The sequence below is a fragment of the Flavobacterium laiguense genome (genome assembly GCF_003097655.1).
GTDB lineage: Bacteria > Bacteroidota > Bacteroidia > Flavobacteriales > Flavobacteriaceae > Flavobacterium > Flavobacterium laiguense.
The window spans coordinates 1-1041 of record NZ_QCZH01000062.1; the positions used below are offsets into that span (position 1 = coordinate 1).

General features: G+C 41.5%; 1 protein-coding gene. It reads left to right on the plus strand.

Translation table 11 applies throughout. The features are described from left to right. Positions 1–1041 (plus strand): immunoglobulin domain-containing protein (locus DB891_RS17440; protein ID WP_449404075.1); only part of this gene is annotated, 1041 nt, incomplete at both ends.

Genomic DNA, 1041 nt, shown 5'->3' on the forward strand with positions numbered 1-1041 from the left:
ACCTACACTATTGCAACAGCAGGTGGATGTGCAGCTGTAACAGCAACTACTTCGGTAACAATAACTGCTTTGCCAACGGCTAGTATCTTCTATTCGGGTTCCCCTTGGTGTACTTCAGTAACGAATCAGTCAGTAACATTAACAGGAGCAGCAGGTGGAACTTATTCATCAACAGCTGGGCTTACCATTAACGCTACAACGGGTACAATAACCCCAAGTTCAAGTATTGCAGGAACATATACAGTTTCCTACACTATTGCAGCGGCTGGCGGATGTGCCGCTATAACAGCAACTGCTTTGGTAACAGTAAATGCCCTGCCAGCTCCCCCAACTTCTGTCGGTAACCAAACAGAGTGCATGGCTCCTTCAATACAAACTTTAACAGCTACGGCAACAGTACCTTCTGGTCAACACATTGATTGGTATACTACTGCAACTGGAAATAATCCGACAAACAGTCCAACTCTTAATATTGTCGGGACAGTTACTTACTATGCTCAAGCCGTTAATAATAGTACTTCTTGTGTGAGTCCAACTCGTACTCCAGTTGTCTTAACTATAAACTCATGTTCTATTAAGATAACTAAAGATGGAACGTATCAAGATACTAATCATGATGGTATAACTAATATTGGAGATAACGTAATATATAATTTCGTTGTGACCAATACTAGTAATGTAACTCTTACTAACATTACCGTTACCGATATTAATGCTGTTGTTTCTGGTGGCCCAATCGCCTCTCTTGCATCTGGTGTTTCTGATAGTACCACTTTTACTGCGGTTCATGCAATTACGCAAAATGATATTGATGCTGGGATTGTTTACAACTGGGCTACAGCCATTGGAACCCCTCCTACTGGAGCGGACGTAAAAGATACATCTACCGATCCTACTCCTTGTACTTCTTGTCCTAAAGATCCTGAGTGTCCTGAATGTACTATAACTCCGTTGACTCAGTCTCCTAAAATTGCTATTGTGAAAACAAACAACATTACAGTTGACACAAATGGATGTGCAATTCTAGAGGTAGGCGATGTG